Annotated in this window: 18 protein-coding genes; 8 read left to right on the forward strand and 10 right to left on the reverse strand. The window is 61.5% G+C overall.

Features of this window, described 5'->3' with window-relative positions:
* Window positions 1-3 precede the first annotated feature (3 nt).
* From AC1DKH_RS05025 to AC1DKH_RS05055, 7 genes are all read right to left on the reverse strand, one after another.
* The gene (locus AC1DKH_RS05025) at window positions 4-348 is read right to left on the reverse strand and encodes a cupin domain-containing protein (protein ID WP_477797607.1); all 345 of its coding nucleotides are present in this window, start codon (window positions 346-348) and stop codon (window positions 4-6) included.
* 136 nt (window positions 349-484) lie between these two features.
* On the reverse strand, window positions 485-853 hold the full coding sequence (locus AC1DKH_RS05030; protein WP_110661545.1) for a cupin domain-containing protein: 369 nt from the start codon (window positions 851-853) through the stop codon (window positions 485-487).
* A complete protein-coding gene (locus AC1DKH_RS05035) occupies window positions 846-2,129 on the reverse strand; it encodes a nucleotide disphospho-sugar-binding domain-containing protein (protein ID WP_477797608.1) in 1,284 nt (427 codons plus the stop codon). Before AC1DKH_RS05035 ends, AC1DKH_RS05030 begins: the two co-directional genes overlap by 8 nt.
* A gap of 32 nt (window positions 2,130-2,161) precedes the next feature.
* Window positions 2,162-3,241, reverse strand: coding sequence for an ABC transporter ATP-binding protein (locus AC1DKH_RS05040; RefSeq protein WP_477797609.1), 1,080 nt, complete (start codon window positions 3,239-3,241; stop codon window positions 2,162-2,164).
* Window positions 3,234-4,040, reverse strand: coding sequence for an ABC transporter permease (locus tag AC1DKH_RS05045; RefSeq protein ID WP_477797610.1), 807 nt, complete (start codon window positions 4,038-4,040; stop codon window positions 3,234-3,236). The genes AC1DKH_RS05040 and AC1DKH_RS05045 overlap by 8 nt, the downstream gene beginning before the upstream one ends.
* Window positions 4,037-4,897, reverse strand: coding sequence for an ABC transporter permease (locus tag AC1DKH_RS05050; protein WP_477753285.1), 861 nt, complete (start codon window positions 4,895-4,897; stop codon window positions 4,037-4,039). The genes AC1DKH_RS05045 and AC1DKH_RS05050 overlap by 4 nt, the downstream gene beginning before the upstream one ends.
* A gap of 82 nt (window positions 4,898-4,979) precedes the next feature.
* Complete coding sequence (locus AC1DKH_RS05055; protein WP_477797611.1) at window positions 4,980-6,035, reverse strand: polyamine ABC transporter substrate-binding protein; 1,056 nt, start codon at window positions 6,033-6,035, stop codon at window positions 4,980-4,982.
* A gap of 198 nt (window positions 6,036-6,233) precedes the next feature.
* Between AC1DKH_RS05055 and AC1DKH_RS05060 the strand changes: the two genes are divergently transcribed.
* The 4 genes from AC1DKH_RS05060 (at window position 6,234) to AC1DKH_RS05075 (ending at window position 10,383) form a co-directional block, all read left to right on the forward strand.
* Window positions 6,234-7,166, forward strand: a complete 933-nt coding sequence (locus AC1DKH_RS05060) for a GntR family transcriptional regulator (protein ID WP_477797612.1) — start codon at window positions 6,234-6,236, stop codon at window positions 7,164-7,166.
* 100 nt (window positions 7,167-7,266) lie between these two features.
* The gene (locus AC1DKH_RS05065) at window positions 7,267-8,541 is read left to right on the forward strand and encodes a nucleotide disphospho-sugar-binding domain-containing protein (protein ID WP_477797613.1); all 1,275 of its coding nucleotides are present in this window, start codon (window positions 7,267-7,269) and stop codon (window positions 8,539-8,541) included.
* A 71-nt stretch (window positions 8,542-8,612) separates the two neighbouring features.
* A complete protein-coding gene (locus AC1DKH_RS05070; RefSeq protein ID WP_477797614.1) occupies window positions 8,613-10,010 on the forward strand; it encodes an NAD(P)/FAD-dependent oxidoreductase in 1,398 nt (465 codons plus the stop codon).
* 13 nt (window positions 10,011-10,023) lie between these two features.
* A complete protein-coding gene (locus AC1DKH_RS05075; protein ID WP_477797615.1) occupies window positions 10,024-10,383 on the forward strand; it encodes a cupin domain-containing protein in 360 nt (119 codons plus the stop codon).
* Here the strand turns inward: AC1DKH_RS05075 and AC1DKH_RS05080 are convergent.
* The 3 genes from AC1DKH_RS05080 to AC1DKH_RS05090 form a co-directional block, all read right to left on the reverse strand.
* Entirely contained in the window at window positions 10,380-11,417 is a 1,038-nt protein-coding gene (locus AC1DKH_RS05080) for a GGDEF domain-containing protein (protein ID WP_477753279.1), read from the reverse strand. The two genes, AC1DKH_RS05075 and AC1DKH_RS05080, sit on opposite strands and share 4 nt — an antisense overlap.
* A gap of 365 nt (window positions 11,418-11,782) precedes the next feature.
* Window positions 11,783-13,435, reverse strand: coding sequence for a SulP family inorganic anion transporter (locus AC1DKH_RS05085; RefSeq protein ID WP_477797616.1), 1,653 nt, complete (start codon window positions 13,433-13,435; stop codon window positions 11,783-11,785).
* Window positions 13,436-13,587: 152 nt separating this feature from the next.
* The gene (locus tag AC1DKH_RS05090; RefSeq protein WP_477797617.1) at window positions 13,588-14,868 is read right to left on the reverse strand and encodes a serine/threonine transporter; all 1,281 of its coding nucleotides are present in this window, start codon (window positions 14,866-14,868) and stop codon (window positions 13,588-13,590) included.
* A 379-nt stretch (window positions 14,869-15,247) separates the two neighbouring features.
* Between AC1DKH_RS05090 and AC1DKH_RS05095 the strand changes: the two genes are divergently transcribed.
* From AC1DKH_RS05095 to AC1DKH_RS05110, 4 genes are all read left to right on the forward strand, one after another.
* Complete coding sequence (locus AC1DKH_RS05095; RefSeq protein WP_477797618.1) at window positions 15,248-15,631, forward strand: tautomerase family protein; 384 nt, start codon at window positions 15,248-15,250, stop codon at window positions 15,629-15,631.
* Between the two features lie 29 nt (window positions 15,632-15,660).
* Window positions 15,661-16,302: a TetR/AcrR family transcriptional regulator gene (locus tag AC1DKH_RS05100; protein WP_477797619.1), complete on the forward strand. Its 642-nt coding sequence runs from the start codon at window positions 15,661-15,663 to the stop codon at window positions 16,300-16,302.
* Window positions 16,293-17,258 (forward strand): 2-hydroxyacid dehydrogenase, encoded by a 966-nt coding sequence (locus AC1DKH_RS05105; RefSeq protein WP_477797620.1) that lies wholly within the window; start codon window positions 16,293-16,295, stop codon window positions 17,256-17,258. Before AC1DKH_RS05100 ends, AC1DKH_RS05105 begins: the two co-directional genes overlap by 10 nt.
* 144 nt (window positions 17,259-17,402) lie before the next feature.
* Window positions 17,403-18,470 (forward strand): phosphotransferase family protein, encoded by a 1,068-nt coding sequence (locus AC1DKH_RS05110; protein ID WP_477797621.1) that lies wholly within the window; start codon window positions 17,403-17,405, stop codon window positions 18,468-18,470.
* Window positions 18,471-18,628 lie beyond the last annotated feature (158 nt).

Here is an 18,628-nt window from a genome sequence, read left to right on the forward strand (position 1 = left end):
CGATCACCGGATCATGTAGACCTTTTTGATGGTCTCGTGGACGGTACACACACCCTTCCAGTCCTTGCCGAAGAAGGCGGCGGTGTCCGGCTTGATCTCGATCACCTCGCCGGACTCGTGGACGTAGGTGCAACTGCCTTCGAGGAAGTGGCAGAACTCGTCGCTGGTGACATGACAGAACCACTTGCCCGGGGTGCAGATCCAGATGCCGCATTCGGACTGGCCTTCGGGGCCTTTGTGCAGCACCACGCCGGAGACACGGGATTCACCTTCAAGCATGGTCGGGATCACGCCCCAATCCTTGACGTCAGTGATGCTTAGCGGGTCGTACAGAAACGGGGTAGTCATTTATTTTCTCCAGATTTTTGTAGGAGCGAGCTTGCTCGCGATGGTCGTCAACGATGACGCGCGCTGTCTGGATGACGGCGTTGTCCTGGCGTTTTTCGCGAGCAAGCTCGCTCCTACAGGGGTGGGGTATTCAGGTTCAGGCCAGCATGTAAACGTTGCGCAGGGTTTCGCGGACGTCGCATTCACCCGTCCAGCCGGCCGGGAACAGCACCAGGGTGTTGGGACGAACCTCGATCACTTCGCCGTTGTCATGGCGGTAGGTCGCGTGCCCCGCGATGAAATGACACAACTCGTCCCGGGGAATCGACAGCCGCCAGCGTCCGGGAGTACACACCCACAATCCGGTTTCCGGGCTGTTGTTCGGGCCCTTGAACAGTAAGCGGCCGCTGGAATGCGAGACGCCTTCGACGGCGTCGCTCTGCACGCCCCAGTCCACCAGGTCGGTGCGGCTGCTGACGGCTTCGAGGTACGGCGTGATACCCGCCGTGGTGGATGAATCAGGCATGGTTAAGCACCTTGTCGAGAATCGCGGCCGCGTCTTGCGGCCCCTTGCGCGATTGCATCTGCGCGCTGGTGCGCTGCAGGCGTTGGCGCATCGCCTCGTCGTTGAGGCACGCGTGGAGTTTTTCCGCGAGCTGTTCTTCGCTCCATTCGTAGCGATCGAGCTTGAAGCCGTGGCCGCTTTCTTCGGCGCGCATGGCGTTGTCGTGGCCGTCCCAGACGTAGGACATGACGATCGCCGGTTTGCCGAAGAACAGGCACTCGGTGAAGCTGTTGTTGCCGCCGTGGTGGATCACCGCGTCGACCTGGGCAATCACCGACGGCTGCGGGAACCAGTTGGAAATCTGCACGTTGTCCGGCAGGTCCGGGTACTCATCCAGGTGTTCGCCGACGTTGAACAGTGCCCGATACGGCAGCTTGCCCACCGCCTCGATCAGGCGCTTGAGCAACTCGACGTCGCCGGAACCGAGGCTGCCGAAGCTGGCGTACAGCAGCGGCTTGTCGTTGTGGGCGCGGAACGGCGGAATCTCGTACGGCGTGTCGTGGCGCACGCAACCTTGCAGGTAATGGAAACGCTCGGCCGGCAACGGATGGCGGCGGTCGAACTTGACCGCATCCGGGTACAACAACAGGTTCATGTACGGTGAGGCTTCAAAGAAGGTGCCCAGCGGATACGGCTGCTCGCCATGGGCCTGGAGGAACTGGTTGAAGTCGTCGTGGATCGGCCCGACCACTTCTTCGAAACGCTGGCGGAATTGCGCGTGGCCGGCCTTGTCGTCGATGCTCATGCCCGACAGGTGCGGCGGGATATCCGGGTCTTCGATCTCGTTTTCCGAGCAGGATATGATCCGCACCCACGGCTTGCCGTATTGCTTGATCGCCGGGAACAGGATCACGTTGTCGACGCAGATCAGGTCGGGCTTGACCTTGTCCAGCACCGCCGGCAGGTCCTTTTGCGCCCACTTGGCGGTTTCGACGATGGCGGCCCAGCATTCCTTGACGTAGTTGTCGATCTGGCCCAGCGGCGACTTGCGGAAATTCGGAATGTGGCCGTTGATGAAATCCACCCAGTAGCGGGCCATCTCTTCGGCCGGCATCGGCGCCGACATGTTGACCCTGTGCTCTTCAAAACCATAACCGGCGTAGACACCGCTCATGCCCGGGTCGGTGAGGAACACCGCTTTATGACCCAGGGCTTCACACGCCTGGGCGATACCGACTGAGTTCAGCGCCGGGCCGTAGGCGGCTTCGGGGAAGAATGCGATCACTTTCTGTTTCATCGAGTGCTGCTCCTGCCTGGTCTTTTTATTGTTCAGCGCGTCAATACGCGGGCATGCCGGGCCTGCCAGCCCAGCCGGATGGTCGTGTCGATTGCAAAATGGGCGAATTCGAACTGTGAGGACGGCACGCGCACGATCAGCGGCTTGTCGCTGAGGGGGGTCTGCACGTGCAGGTTGGTGTCGAGGCCGTGGTAGGCGACTTCGACGATCTTGCCGCTGACCTGATTGGCGCAATCGCTGCCCTGCTCCGTCAGCACTTGCAGACGTTCGGGGCGCACCACCACGGCAACGGATTGGCCGGTCACCGGCGGCGCGTCGGTTTCGACGCTCAGCTCCTGGCCGTTGACCCGCACCGAGTGCGGGCCCGAGCGCACGCCTTCGAGCAGGTTGCTGACGCCGATGAAGTTGGCGACAAAACGACTGTTGGGGTTTTCGTAGAGTTCGGTCGGGCTGCCGCACTGGCAGACCTTGCCGCCATCGAGCACCGCCATGCGGTCGGACATCACCAGGGCTTCTTCCTGGTCGTGGGTGACGATGATGAACGTGATGCCACTCTCGTGTTGCAGGCGCTTGAGTTCCAGCTGCATCTTTTCCCGCAGCTTCTTGTCGAGGGCACCCAAGGGCTCGTCGAGCAGCAACACCCGAGGACGCTTGACCAGTGCCCGGGCCAATGCCACTCGCTGGCGCTGGCCACCGGAAAGCTGATCGGGCTTGCGCTCGGCCAGCTCGCCCAGTTGCGCGGTGCTCAGCACTTCATCGACCCGCCGGCGGATTTCGCTTTCCGGCAGGCGCTCCATCTCCAGGCCGTAGGCAATGTTCTTGCGCACGGTCATGTTGGGGAACAGCGCGTAGGACTGGAACATCAGGTTCAGCGGACGCTTGTTGGCCGGCAGCGGCGAGATGTCATTGCCGTCCAGGTAGATGCAGCCACCGCTGGGGGTCTCGAAACCGGCGAGCATGCGCAGCAGCGTAGTCTTGCCGCAGCCGGACGGCCCCAGCAGCGCGAAGAACTCGTTCTCGCGGATGCTCAGCGACACCTCGTTGACCGCCAGGCCGTTGCCATAAGACTTGCTGACCTTATCCAGGATCAATACCGCAGATGAATTATTCATGGGTGCGAGGAGCCTTGTTGAGACGCTGCGAAGCCAGCAGCGCGGTGATGCTGACCAGCATCACCAGCGTCGCCAGGGCGTTGATTTCCGGGGTGACGCCGAAGCGGATCATGGCGTAGATCTGCATGGGCAAGGTGGTGGACGCCTGGCCGGAGCCGGAGTTGAAAAAGGCGATGATGAATTCGTCCACCGACAGGGTGAACGACAGCAAACCGCCGGCCAGCACACCGGGGAAAATCACCGGCAGCAGTACCCGGCGAAAGGTGGTGAACCAGCTCGCACCGAGGTCTATCGAGGCTTCGAGGATCGAATAGTCGAAGTGCTTGAGCCGCGTGCGCACCACCGCGCAGACGAAGGCGATGTTGAACACGGCGTGGCTGATGATGATCGAGTGCAGCCCCAGGCCGACCTTGAGCAGGTTGAAGAAACTCAACAGCGCAATCGCCAGCACGATGTCGGGGATGATCATCGGCGCCATCAGCAAGGTGTCGACCACCTGGCCTTTGTGGTTGTCCTTGCGGCGCAACTCGATGCCCAGCGCCAGGAACGTGCCGAGCACGCAGGCAATCAAGGTCGCCGACAAGGCAACGATCAGGGTGTTGAGCGCCGCCGACAGAATCGCCGTGTTGTGCGCCAGTGCCGCGTACCACTTCAGCGATACGCCGCCCCAGGCGGTGGGCAATCCGGACTTGTTGAACGACAGCAGGATCAACACCAGGATCGGTATATAAAGGAAGGCGTACACCAGACCCAGGTGCGAACCCAGCACGGTGGCGCTGACAGAACGAGACTGACTCATGAACGCGCCCCTTCTGCACGACGGGCCACCAGTGCCTGGATGAACAACAGGATCAACATGATCGCGATCAGAAAGAAGCTCAGCGCCGCGCCAAACGGCCAGTCCCGCGCCGTGAGGAATTGCGAATAGATCAGGTTGCCGACCATCTGCACCTGCTTGCCGCCCAGCAGGTCGGCAGTGATGAAGTTGCCGATGCTCAGCACGAAGACAAACACCGCGCCCGCCGCGATACCCGGCACGCTCAGCGGCAGGATGATCCGGCGGAAGGTCATCCAGCCCGAGGCGCCGAGGTCTTTCGAGGCGTCCCACAATTCGTTGTTGATCCGCGACAGCGACGAGAAAATCGCCAGGATCACAAAGGGGATATAGTTGTAGACCAGCCCCAGCACCACGGACGATTCGGTGTACAGCAGGCTGATGGGGTCGCCGCTGTAGCCGAACACTTGCAGCAGGCGGTTGATCAGACCTTCGCGGTTGAGCAGGACGATCCAGGCGTAAGTACGGATCAGGTAATTGCTCCAGAACGGCAGCATCACCAGAAACAGATACACCGCCTGACGCCGCCGTGGCGCGCGGGCAATCGCATAGGCCGCCGGGTAGCCGATCAACACCGCGAATACCGTGGCCAGCCCGGCGATCTTCGCTGACTTGAGCAGGATGCCGAGGTACAGCGGATCGAACGCGCGCTGGTAGTTTTCCCAGGTGAACAACCAGTCGATGCCGCCATACGCGCCGCGTTCGACAAAGCTGTAGACCAGCACCAGCAGGCACGGAATCACCAGGAACATCAGCAGCCAGCCGAAGCCGGGCGCAAGAAGCCAGGCCGACAGGCGCCTGTCAGCATGCAAAGCACTCATTACCCATATCCTCCCGCCTCAGGGCAGAGGCGGCTTGCGAGCGTGGCGAGGCGTGCCGGGCATGCCTCGGGTCGACGTGGCGTTAGTTCTGCGCCGCCATGATTTCGGTGACGGCGCGGGTGTAGGCCTTTTGCGTGGTGCCGCCCAGGTCGCGCAATTGCTCCATTTTCAGCAGCTCGGCAGGGGCGATGGTCAGGTTGGGGTATTGCTTGAGCAAGTCAGCGGACAACCCGGCCATGGCCGCCTGGTTGGGGACTTTGTAGAGGATGTTTTCGGCGACCCAGGCGTGGTTGTCCTTGGCCAGCATGAAGTTGATGAACTTGAAGGCTTCGTCCTGGTGCCTGGAATTCTTGAGCACCACCATGGTGTCCACCCACAGGTCGGAACCTTCCTTGGGCACCACGAACCTGATTGCCGCGTTGGCCTGGGTGCCGTAGTTGCACCAGCCGTCCCACGCATGCGCCATCAGCGATTCGCCGGAAGCGAGCTTGGAGTAGAAGGTGGTGTCGTCGAAGGAGAGAATGCGTTTCTTGGTGGCGATCAGTTGATCGCGAACCGCGGCGATTTGCGCGGGGTCGTTGTCGTTGACCGACCAGCCCTTGGCGAGGAAACCGGCACCGAGCATCCAGCGGTCGGTGGCGAGCATCGTCACCTTGCCCTTGAGGGCATCGCTCGGATTGAGCAGCTCGTTCCAGCTCTGCGGCGCCGGCGTCACCTTGTCGGAGCGGTAGCAGATGCCTGTGGTGCCCCATGTGTAAGGCACGGAGAACCGGTTGCCCTGGTCATATTCCAGGTGAGTGGCTTCGGGGTAGAGGTTTTTCAGGTTGGGGACCTTGACCGGATCGATGTCCGCCAGCAGCCCCTGTTTGTGCAGGACTTCGGCGAAAGGCGAGGAGACGAACACCACGTCGTACCCTTCACCACCAGACGCCATCAGCTTGCCCATGATTTCTTCGTTGGTGGCGTGCAGCGCCTTGTCGACGTCCACACCGCTGGCAGCCTTGAACTTCTCCAGCGCATCCGGAGCCATGTAGCCGTCCCAGATGGAAATCACCATGTCTTTCGCACTTGCAGCCTGTGAAGCGATCGCCAGGGAAACGGCCAACCCCACGCACAGAAGATCATTCAGCTTGCTCATAAATACTCACCCGACGATTGTTTATTGTTGTGTTCGAAGGCAGTACGGCAAAACGAGAAACGATTACTGGTGTTTTTTTTTAGAAATTAGGACCAGTATCAAAAGATGTCAACGCTTTTTTCCGGCCTGACGACTGACCGGCGCATGACATAAGATGAGCAACCGAGCCCGACAGCGGATCACCACGAGAAAAGACGCTTGAGCACGACAGTCGAAAAAAAACCGCGCACCAATCACCTGGAACTGGCCCGGCGCATCCTCGAGCACACTCAGGAAAGCGGCCTGATGGCCGGCGACCCGGTGGCCGAACAGGCCCTGGCCCGGACCTTCCAGGTCTCGCGCACGCTGATTCGCGGCGCGCTGAAAGTGCTGCTGGAAGAAAACCTGCTGAGCCATGAAGCCGGCAAGGGTTACCGATTGCTGGCATCGCCGACAGGCCAGGCATTCAACGCCACCCTGCCGCAAGCCGAGGAAGAAGAACTGGCTGCCTCGGTACTGCGCGATCGCATGGCCGGGCGCCTGGGCGACAGCATCAGCATCAGCGAACTGATGCGCCGCTACGACATCGGCCGGCCAGCGGCGCAAAAGGCCCTGCAGCAATTGAGCGAAAGCCAGGCCATCGAGCGCGGCCCCGGCCAGTCCTGGCTGTTTCGCCCGTCGCTGAACAGCCTGGCTGCTCTGGAAGAAAGCCTGAAATTCCGCCTGATTCTCGAGCCCGAAGCCTTGCTCAGCCCGAGCTTCAATGCGGACCCGCAACGCCTGGCGCTGTTGCGTAGCGCCACGCAAAGCCTGCTCTCAAGCCCGGTGGAAGATTTCGATATCCAGCAGTTTCGCGAACTGGACATCAGCTTCCACGAACTGCTGGCCCAAAGCTGCGGCAACCGCTTCATCAGCGACGCCCTGCTCCAGCACCAGGGTCTGCGGCGCCTGCCGAACCTGCTGCCATCGGTGAGCGTGCACCGCCTGCAGGAGGCGCTGCGCGAACACCTGCAGATCATCGCGCAGATCGAACGCGGGCAGATGGAGATCGCCGCCGACCTGCTGCGCCTGCACCTGCGCCTGAGCGCCGCGCAACGCCCGCAAACCGCCAACCGTGGCATCCCGCAAAGTCATCTGTTCGGGCGTCGCTAACCGACTCGCAAAAACATGATGATTTTTTTTTGAAAATAAGACAGCATCCAAAACACCTTCAGGAGCGGCGGGGCTGACCCGCCATGGACAGTCCCTCGCCATGCAAAAACAAAAACTGATCGCCCTGTTTCCGGAAGCCAGTTTCGGCGCGGCCTTGAACTGCATTGGTATCGCCCAGTCGTTGCGTGAACTGGGCGCCAGACCGGTGTTCATCTGCCATGAACATTTCCAGGGGTTGTTCGCCGAATACGGTTTCGACGAATACCCGATTCCGCAAGTGAGCCCGTTGTCGGCGGCGGAACACCAGCACTACTGGGAGCGCTTCATCGAGCGCAGCATTCCCTACTTCGACCAGACCCCACTGGCGCAGATCGACAGCTACGTGGCGCCGGCCTGGGAAGCCATCATCGACACCGCCATCGAAGCGGAAAAACCCTTGCAGCAGTTGCTCGGCCGCCTCAAGCCCGACGTGATCGTGCTCGACAACGTGGTGATGTTCCCGGCCATTGCCAACGCCGGTTGCCCGTGGGTGCGGATGGTGTCCTGCGCTGAAACCGAGCTGCCGGATGCGGCCGTCCCGCCGTACCTGTCCGGATGCCTGGCCAGTGACACGAAGGCCTGCGAGCGTTACTCCGAGCATTACCTCAAAGCCGTCGCACCGGCCCATGAACGCTTTTCGCAGTTTCTCCTGAGCAACAATACGGCGCCGTGTCCTGCAGGGCAGTTCCTCACTGACTCGCCATGGCTGAACCTGCTGCTGTCGCCGACGCCAGTGCGCTATGAACGCCAGCAACCGCTCGACCCGCAGCGCTACGTCTACCTCGACGGCTGCGTACGACGGGAAGCGCCGTACATCGTCCCGGACTTTCCACGGCACAACGACGCGCCGCTGATCTACCTCAGCTTCGGCAGCCTCGGCGCGGCCGACACCGGGATGATGAAGCGCCTGATCAACACTATCGAAACCTTGCCGTACCGTTTCCTGGTCAACGTCGGCGCCTACCGCGACATGTACACCACCGTGCCGGACAACGTGTACCTCGACAGCTGGTTTGCCCAGCCGGCGGTGCTCAAGGAATGCGATGTGTTCATCCATCACGGCGGCAACAACAGCTTCTGCGAGGCGCTGTATTTCGGTTTGCCGTCGCTGATCATTCCGTATTGCTGGGACGGCCACGACAATGCCGCCCGCGCCGGGGAAGTCGGTGTCGGCCGCTATCTGCCGCGCTTTGCCGATCCCCTGGCCGCCCTGCCCGCCGCCCTCGAACAGCTGCTGGCGGATAAACCGATGAAACAACGCCTCATAGCGTTCAGCGAACGCATGCAGGCGACCCGCGGCACCGACATTGCCGCGCGCGCCATTCTTGATCTCTAGCCAAAACAACAAAAACCCGTCGGGCAACCGAACGCAATCGTCGCTGCCCGACACACCGCCGGAGTTTCAGCATGAATGCCCCACCGCGTCTCGATTCCCTCGACCATGTCCTGCCCCATCCCTTTTGGCAGGACACTGTCACCCCACCGCCCGCTGCACCTTCCGTCACCGGCACGGTGCAATGCGACCTGGCAGTGGTCGGTGGTGGATTTACTGGATTGTGGACGGCGTTACTGGCGCGCCAGCGCAACCCCGGGCTGAGCATCGCGATCATCGAGGCGCGACGCTGCGGCGGCGAGGCCAGCGGGCGCAATGGCGGTTTCTGCGCACCGAGCATTTCCCATGGGGTGTCCAACGCGCTCAAGCGCTGGCCGGATGAAGCACAGCAACTGATCCGCCTCGGCCGGCAGAACCTTGATGAACTGGCCGCCGACCTGCAACGCTTTGGCATGCACGTCGAGTTCGAACGCCAGGGCAAACTCAACGTCGCCAGCCAACCGTGGCAGATCGACGGGTTGCGCTCGATGCAGCGCAACTATGCGCAGTTCGGTATTGACTGCCAGTGGCTGGAAGGCAGCGACCTGGCACAGAAGCTTGATTCACCGGCGTATGCGGCCGGCCTGTTCGAGCCCAATTACGCCCTGCTCAACCCGGCGAAAATGGCCGCTGAACTGCGCCGCGTTTGCCTTGAACAAGGCATTCAGCTCTTTGAAAACAGCCCGGTCCTAAAACTGTATGCAGACAAGGACAACGTGCGCCTGCGTACAGAAAGCGGCGAAGTGACCGCTGGAAAAATCGCCCTCGCCACCAACATCGCCCCGCCGCTGCTCGGCCATCTGGCATCGAGCGTGATCCCGGTCTACGACTACAGCCTGGTCAGCGAACCCTTGAGCGATGCGCAGCTGCAAGCCATCGGCTGGACCGGCCGCTACGGCATCGCCGACGCCGGCAACCGGTTCCACTACCTGCGCAAGACCGCCGACAACCGCATTCTCTGGGCCGGCTTTGATGCCATCTACCATTTCGGCGGACGCCGCGACGAGGCACTGACCCAGCGCCCGCAAAGCTTCCAGCGCCTCGCCGAACAATTCCAACAAACCTTCCCGGCCATGGGCGATGTGCGTTTCAGCCATGCCTGGGGCGGCATCATCGACACCTCCGCACGCACCACGATGTTCACCGGTTGCGAGCACCAGGGCCGCGTCGCCTATGCCTTGGGCTTCACCGGGCAAGGGGTGTCCGCCAGCCGCTTCGCCGCACTGAACATGCTCGACCTGCTGGCCGGCGAGCGCACTGAACGCACCGAACTGATGATGACTTCCAAGGCGCCGTTCCGCTTTCCGCCCGAACCCTTGCGTTACGTCGGGGTGAAACTGGCCCAACGCTCACTGGCGCGCGAAGACCGCGACGGTCACCGCGACTGGCTGCTCAAGTCCTTCGATGCCTTTGGCATCGGCTTCGATTCCTGATCCGGAGACCACCATGTCCACAGCCCTGCCCCGGCATGTCCTCGACTTCGCCAGCGACCTTGCCCCCCGTGAAACTGAAATCAACGACCCGGCCGTGGTCGACGCGCCTTATCGCAGCAAAAGTTGGCGGCACTTTGTGGCACCCGGGAAAAACGCCGTGGCCGGCATCTGGGAGGCGGGACCGCATCGGGAGCGCTGTCAGTGCGATTACGATGAGCTGTGTCACATTCTGCAAGGCTCGGTGCGTCTGACCGATGCCGAGGGCGTTGCGCGCACGTTCGGCCCCGGTGATTCTTTCGTCGTAGCCAGCGGATTCAATGGCACCTGGGAAAACCTCACCCCGGTGCGCAAGGTCTACTTCATCCTCGGCTAACGTACCTGATTACGCCCGCTGCGCTTGGCCTGATACAGCGCATCGTCGGCACGGGTCAGCAGGGTTTCCGGCGTGTCACCGGGTTGAGCATGAGCCACGCCGAACGACGCGGTGATGGTGTCCAGCACCGTGTCAGTACCCCGGGCCTTGACCCGCAGCGCCTGGATTTTCAGGCGCAGGCGCTCGGCAAAAGCACCGGCGGCCGCCAGATCCGGGCAATCCTTGAGCACGACACAGAATTCTTCACCACCGTAACGCGCGGCAATGGCCTCGGCCGGCAGCGAGTCTCGCAACACCTGGGCGACATGCTGAAGCACGCGGTCACCCAGGGGATGGCCGTACTGGTCGTTGAAGTGCTTGAAGTGGTCGATATCCAGCATCACCAGGGCCACGCCGGTCGCCGCGTTGTTCATCGCCTGCTCGAGCTTGCGATTGAAGGTGGTGCGGTTGAGCAATTCGGTCAGGCCATCGAGGGTCGCGGCCAGTTGGGCGCGCTCCAGTTTGTCGCGCAGGCTTTTGATTTCATGCTGCGCCGACTGTAACTGGGCGAGGAAGTGTTCCTGCTGCCCTTGCATCAGCCGGGTGCTCTGTTGCAGCTGGACCAGGATGCTCGGCAAGTGCTCGCTGGCGGGCTCTTCGAGCATTTTCAGGTATTGGCCAAGGTTGGCCTGGAAATTCTGATTGCCCTTCACGCTGCGCGAAACATCGCGCTCCATGTCGTCGACCAGGTTGATCGCTTCCTGTTGCCCGGAACGGGCGTCCGTCAGTTCATCGCGGATGATGTACTCGCGAAACAGTTTGGCGGCCGACTCCGGCGGGAAATAGTCGAAGTCGCTGACCACCCGGTCCAGGTGCCGATTGAGTTCCGGCTCCTGGCCTTTGCTGTAGGTGTACCAGAGCGCGTAGTGCACCGGGTTGGGCGCAATGTTGTGACGAACCATCAGCGGCACTGCCTGCTTGAGCAACGCCGCTGCCTCGCGGGAGTCTTCCGGATACAGCGCTAGAACAGTCGCACGCGTGTCTGATTGGCTCATGGCTTCACTGTGGTTGTTATCATCGGCGATTGGCAAACTCGCTGAGCATAGCCATACGCCCGACAAACGACCATCCCGAATCACACAATCATTTCAACCCGGTACGCCTGTCCCACAGGCCCGATCAACTGTTGGTCGGCATCAAACCGGCCATGTTCTGGCGCCGACGGTACGCGGTATCGCAATTGGCCAGCCTGCTTTTGGTGGGAACGAGCCTGCTCCGGGCGGCGTTCCGACGAAGACGGCGGCACATCCAACATCGATGTGACCGACATACCGCCTTCGCGGGCAAGCCCGCTCCCACAGGTTTTTGTGAACGACATAAATCACTGGGGGGGGGCTTGCCCGCGATGAGGCCAGCACAGTCATTTGTTCAGCCTGAGGGCTTGCTGCACCGCTCCATCCACGCTAAACCCACTCAGCAGCACCCCGCTAACCTCCACCTGCGGCAACGCCGCCAACGCCGTTTGTGCGTCGTCCTTCAGACGCGCCAGAATCAGCTGTTTGCCTTCCTGATGCACCCGCACAAAAAACTCCTGCAACGCCTCGATGCTGGTGCCATCCAGATCGGGCGATTCCTCAAGACTGAGAATCACCGTATGAATCGGCGATTGCGAATGCCGGATCAGACGCAAGGCGCCGCCAAGAATCCGCTCGACGTTGGCAAAGAACAACGCTTCCCCCGGCCGCACAATCATCACGCCAGACACTGCTAGCGCCGTTGGGTGGCGTTGCAGGTCGACAAAGTCGTGACCGCCATCGATGCGTCCCAGAATCTGGATATCCGCCGCCGACATCTGCTTGAGCATCAGCAACATACTGATCGCCACCGCCACCAGCAAGCCGTCCAGCACCCCCAGCACCAACACCGCACCCACGGCGCAGATCACCAGCAAGCGGTCACGGCGCCAGATGAAATACCGTCCCAGCGGCTGCAGGCTCAAGCCGCGCCCCAGGGCATGGATGACGATGGCGGCGAGGATCGGTTCCGGGGTCAGGGCGATGTAAGGCAGAACCGTCACGACAATGATCAGCACCACCAGCGCCGCCACGACACCGGCCAGGCGCGAAGTGGCACCCGCCGCCTCATTGGCCGACGTTGCCGAATACCCTGCCCCCGCCGGCATGCCGTGGAACAGGCCGGACAACAGGTTGGATGCCCCCAGCGCAAGCAGGTCGCGGTTCGAGGTGACGCGATCACCGTGCTTGAGCGCATAGGCACTGATCGAGCCATAAGACTCCGCATACAGAATCATCACCATGGCGAACGCCAATTCACCGAGACGCAGCCAGTCGGCAAACGGCAGTACCGGCAATTTCGGCACCTCCAGGCTCAGGTCGATCACGCCGATAAGCTTCACGCCATAAGCCGGCAGGTCCAGCCACTGCCCCGCCGCAATGCCGATCACCACCACCAACAAACCACCTGGCAGGCGCCGCAAGCGCGCGAACAGCCATAACAAGGCCAGCGCCACGGCGCCGACGCCAGCCGCCGCCCAGTTCCATTGCGGCAGTTGTTCCAGCAATTGCGGCAGAAAACCCACCAGGTTGGCCTCGGTCAAATGCACGCCGACCACGCTGGCGACCTGCTTGAAAATAATGGTCAGCGCCAGGCCAAAGGCAAACCCGCGCAGCACCGGTTTGGCGATGAACGAGGTCACGCTGCCGAGTTTGAACAGCCCGGCCAGCAAAAAAAACGCCCCGGTCACCAGCACCAGGCCGATGGCCAGGGTCGAGCGAAGCTCAGGATCGCCATTGGCCAGGGTGGCGGTCGCAGCGGCCAGCACGGCGGCGGAAGATGAAGTGGCCGAGACAATCGCAAATCGGCTGGTGCCGAACAGGCCATAACACAGCAACCCGGCAAACAAGGCGATCACCCCGGCCTGGGGCGCCAGTGCGGCGATGCTTGAATAGGCGACCGCTTCGGGCAGCAACAGGCCGGCAATCGACAACCCTGCCAACAGGTCCTGCCAGCGATTGGGTTGCTCGATGGGATTAGCGTTTGGGGCGCTCGACAATCCGGTGTCTCCAGGCGAAAAAAAACCGCTGCACATATCACGTGCAGCGGCCACTGTAGCTGAAAATCAAAAGATCGCAGCCTTCGGCAGCTCCTACACCGGCCGCGAACCGCTGCGATGTATCGGTCAACCCGATCTCTTGATCTTTAACGTCAGGCAGTCAGCGAGTAGATCAGCGCCGTAATCGCCACCAGGCCCACCGCCGTCACGAAGACGTTGGACGCCTGACCGCGATAGCGTGCCATCGCCGGCACCTTGCGGATGGCGTACATCGGCATCAGGAACAGGATCGCCGCAATCACCGGGCCACCCAGGGTTTCGATCATGCCGAGGATGCTCGGGTTCAGCGTGGCGACGATCCAGCACACCACCAGCATGAACGCGGCGGTCATGCGGTCCAGGGTCTTGGCGGACGGACGCTTGCCGCTCTTGACGATCAGGCCCTTGAGGCCTTCGCTGGCGCCGATGTAGTGGCCCAGGAACGACTTGGAAATGGCCACGAAGGCTATCAGCGGCGCCGCAAAGGCGATGGTCGGGTTGCTGAAGTGGTTGGCCAGGTACGACAGGATCGACAGGTTCTGCGCCTTGGCTTCAGCCAGTTGCGCTGGCGACAGGGTCAGCACGCAACTGAAGACGAAGAACAGCACCATCACCACCATCAGCAGGTGGGCGCGGGACAGGATCTGCGAGCTGCGCGCCTCGGCGTGCTCGCCATAGCGGCGCTTCTGGTCCACGGCGAACGCCGAGATGATCGGCGAGTGGTTGAACGAGAACACCATCACCGGAATCGCCAGCCACATCGTGTGCAGCAACGCCGAAGGCGCCGGCACGCTGCTGGCGGTGGCGAGGATGCCGCCGTTCCAGTGGGGAACCAGGTACACCGCCAGGAACAGCAGCGCAACGATGAACGGGTAGACCATCAGGCTCATGGCCTTGACGATCAATTGCTCACCGCAACGTACCACTGCCAGCAGGCCGAGGATCAGCACCAGCGACAGCACGGCGCGCGGTGGCGGCATGATGTGCAGTTGATGCTCGAGGAAACTGCCCACGGTGTTGGTCAGGGCCACGCTGTAGATCAGCAGGATCGGGAAAATGGCGAAGAAGTACAGCAAGGTGATCAGGGCACCGGCCTTGATGCCGAAATGCTCTTCCACCACTTCAGTGATGTCGGCGCCTTCGCGACCGGACAGTACGAAACGGGTCAGCCCGCGGTGTGCGTAGAACGTCATCGGGAACGCCAGCAACGCCAGGATCAGCAGCGGCCAGAAACCGCCCAGGCCTGCGTTGATCGGCAAAAACAGAGTACCCGCACCAATCGCCGTGCCAAACAGGCCCAGCATCCAGGTGGTGTCTTGGCGATTCCAGCTCGACAGTGTTGCTGGTGTCGCGTCTACATAGCGTTCGTTAACGCTATTGGCCTGATCATTCATCCGGTGGGATCTCCACATTCCGGTCACTTGCCACCCGGCCTGGACGCGTCGGAATACCCGACAGGCGGCGTCCGGCCGAAACAGGGGCGCGATTCTGGAGGATTAGTGAACAGAAGCAAAGGCTTAGGTGAGGAACGGTGGTACCAGATAGATGAAAATCCCCTGTGGGAGATCCCCTGTGGGAGCGAGCTTGCTCGCGATGGCTTTGGCACATCCAACATCTATTTGACTGACACACCGCTATCGCGAGCAAGCTCGCTCCCACAAGGAATTGCGGTGTTTTCGAGGCTACGTTTCATCGCCAGATGGCATCCGTCACTTGATAAAGGTCCATCGTCATGTATTTTTAACTGACCTGCATTCCTTCTGGAGTCTTCCCATGCCACTGGTTCGCGTCGACATCAAAAAACATCAGGACCCCAACTACGCCAAGCGCATCGGCCAACTGATCTATGCCGCCATGCACAACACCATCGGCGTGCCGGAGAACGATAATTTCCAGATACTCGCCGAACACGATACGCAGCATTTCATCTTTGATCCCGGTTATCTGGGCATCAACCGCACGGACCAACTGGTGGTAATCCAGATCACCATGAGCGAAGGCCGGACCGTCGAGCAGAAACAACGCCTCTACAAAACAATCGCCGAGAGCCTTAACACAGAGCTGGCCGTGCGCCTGGAGGACGTTTTCATTAATCTGGTGGAAGTGAAAAAAGAGAACTGGTCGTTCGGCAACGGGATTGCCCAATACGCCCTCTGATACTCAACCTGCAACCCCGAGAATGCCCCATGCCCCGAGTTTCCCGCAAACAAGCCGATCTCAACCGCGAGACCATAGTCGAAGCCGCCACACGGCTGTTTCGCGAACGTGGTTTGCACGGGATCAGTGTGGTCGATGTGATGGCCGCCGCGGGCCTGACCCACGGCGGATTCTACGGGCACTTCGAATCCAGGGAAGCCCTGGCGCAAGAGGCCAGCGGCAGAGCCTTCGAGCAGGCCGCGCAGCGCTGGCAAGCGCGGGTGGCCGAGCATGACAGCAAGGACGCCGCCCGCCGCGCCGTGGTCGAACCGTACCTGTCTCGCGAAAGCCGGGACAATCCGGGCGACAGCTGCCCGGTGGTGGCCTTTGCCGGGGACATGTGCCACGAGACCGCCGAAAGTGGCTTGCGCCAAACCTACCTGCAGGGCCTGAACAACCTGCTCGATTCCCTCGGCTCGCTGCTGGACGCAGAGGACGAAGCCGGCAAACGGCAGCAGGCGCTGGTGCAGTATTCGCTGATGTTCGGCGCGCTGATGCTGTCCCGGGCCACCCGCGGCGACCCGCTCTCGGACGAGATTCTCGAAGCCGCCCGTGCCACCCTCATGTCGTCGAAACAAAGCGCCGCTCGAGCCGATTTTACGATACCCACAGGGAGCCAAGCATGCCCGTAACCGTTCTGGTACTGGTTGAAACCATCAATGATTACCTGCCCATCCTCGAGCATCAGGGCTTCCATCTGATTCTGGCCCCGACGCCCGCCGAGCGCGCCGAGGCCATTGTCGGCCACGCCGGGCAGATCGATGCCGTCCTCACCCGTGGCCCATTGGGGCTGTATGCCGATGAAATCGCCGCGCTGCCCCACCTCAAGATCATCTGCGTGATCGGTGCCGGCTATGAACACGTCGACCTGCAGGCCGCCGCCGACCGGGGCATCACCGTCACCAATGGCGCCGGGGTCAACGCCTCGTCCGTCGCCGACCATGCCATGGCGCTGCTGCTGTCGCTGGTGCGCGATATACCCCGCTGTGATGCTGCCGTACGACGCGGCGAGTGGCCGAAGATCATGCGCCCTTCCCTCGCTGGCAAACGCCTGGGCATCCTTGGCCTCGGCGCGGTCGGCATGGCAATCGCCAAACGCGCCAGCGCCGGTTTCGACATGACCATTGGTTACCACAATCGCCAGCTTCGCAGCGATGCGCCCTACACCTTCTGCTCGACCCCGACCGAACTGGCGCGCACCTCGGACTTCCTGATCGTCGCCACGCCCGGCGGCCCGGCCACCAGGCACCTGGTCAATCGCCAGGTACTCGACGCGTTGGGGCCCAAGGGATTTATCGTCAACATCGCCCGGGCCAGTGTGATTGCCACCGCTGACCTGATCAGCGCCCTGGAGCAACGCCGGATCGCCGGTGCCGCGCTGGATGTGTTCGACGCCGAACCGAAGGTGCCGGATGCACTCAAGACCCTGAGCAACGTGATCCTCACGCCCCATGTCGCCGGGCTGTCCCCGGAAGCCACCCAAGGTACCGTCGAACTGGTGGGCAAGAACCTCGTGGCGTTTTTCTCCAGCCAACCGGTGCTGACGCCGATCGACTTGCCACCTGCCACGAGCCATGTCGCCCAGTGACGGCGATTCAAACAGCTGTATCAAAAACAATGATTGGCCGGCAACACGCTCGCCTATAAGAGCCATTCGCGGTTGTGGGTGCGCAGTCTGGGCATTAGATTAGCCAATAGTTTCAGGCCTCCAGAATAAGCAGAAGGGATAAGCATGGCGCTTAATGACCAGTCCACCCGTATCCGCACCGGCGAAGAGCTCGATGCCAGCCTGATCGATCCGTACCTCAAGGCCCATATTCCGGGGCTCAGCGGCTTGCCACGGATCAGCCAGTTTCCGGGCGGCGCTTCCAACCTCACCTACTTGCTGGAATACCCCGAACAGGAATTCGTCCTGCGTCGCCCGCCCTTTGGCCACAAGGCCAAGTCGGCCCACGACATGGGCCGTGAATTCCGCATCCTCAATCAACTGCGCGACGGCTTTCCGTACTGCCCGAAAGCCTATGTGCACTGCACCGACGAATCGGTGATCGGTGCCGAGTTCTATGTCATGGAGCGGGTCAACGGCATCATCCTGCGCTCGGACCTGCCGCCGGAACTGGGCCTGGATCCGGCAAAAACCGAAGCCCTGTGCAAGAGCTTCATCGACAAGTTCGTGGAATTGCATCGCGTCGACTACAACGCCTACGGCCTGGGCGACCTGGGCAAACCCGAAGGTTACGTGGCGCGGCAAATCAAAGGCTGGAGCGATCGCTACGAAAAAGCCCTGACCCCCGATGCGCCACAATGGCAATCGGTGAAAGCCTGGCTCAACGACAAGATGCCGGCCGACCATCCGGTCTCCAGCATCGTGCACAACGACTACCGCTTCGACAACGTGATCCTCGACCCGAACAACCCGATGCAGATCATCGGCGTGCTCGACTGGGAACTGACCACCCTGGGCGATCCGCTGATGGACCTGGGCAACACCCTCGCCTACTGGATCGAAGCCGATGATCCGGCGCCGGTGCAGATGATGCGCCGCCAGCCGAGCCATGCGCCGGGCATGCTGACCCGCCGCGAGTTCGTCGATTACTACGCCGAACGCTCGGGCATCCGCATCGACAATTTCGACTTCTACTACACCTACGGCCTGTTCCGTCTGGCCGGCATCGTGCAGCAGATCTACTACCGCTTCTACCACGGCCAGACCCAGGACAAACGCTTCGCGCAGTTCATTCACATGAACAAGCTGCTGGAGCAGATGAGCTTGCAGGTCATCCAGAAATCCAACCTCTGAGCCTGATGCTATTCAATCCACCGATCCACCGAACTCCTGTAGGAGCGAGCTTGCTCGCGAAGGTCTTTAACGATAACGCTCGCTTACTGACCAAACGCAGCAAGCCGTCCCTACCAAACAGCATCAGCAAAACCCCGGCATTCGACTCGATAACAAGA

This window comes from Pseudomonas sp. 05L36 (assembly GCF_056398125.1).